1 protein-coding gene is annotated in these 230 nt (G+C 66.1%); it reads right to left on the minus strand.

The features are described 5' to 3' along the window. The coding region (locus AUL33_RS21415) for a porin (protein ID WP_192843260.1) at positions 1-230 on the minus strand (230 nt) is incomplete at both ends.

Raw genomic sequence — 230 nt, forward strand, 5'->3', positions numbered from 1 at the left:
TCGCCTTCGAGGTTGCGGATCGGGTCGCCGGCGACGTTCACCTGGAAGCGGACGTAACCGCCGACGCTCAGGCAGGTCTCGGTGCCGGGGATGTAGTAGAAGCCCTTGCCGTAGACGTCGCAAACGCGGACGTAGTCGACCGGCTCGGGCTCGGCCATGACGACCGCGTCAGCTGCGCGAGCGCCGGAAACTGCAACGAGAGCTGCAGCGGAGCCGAGAAGAAGGCTCTT

It is taken from the genome of Aureimonas sp. AU12 (genome assembly GCF_001463705.1).
Taxonomy (GTDB): Bacteria; Pseudomonadota; Alphaproteobacteria; order Rhizobiales; family Rhizobiaceae; genus Aureimonas.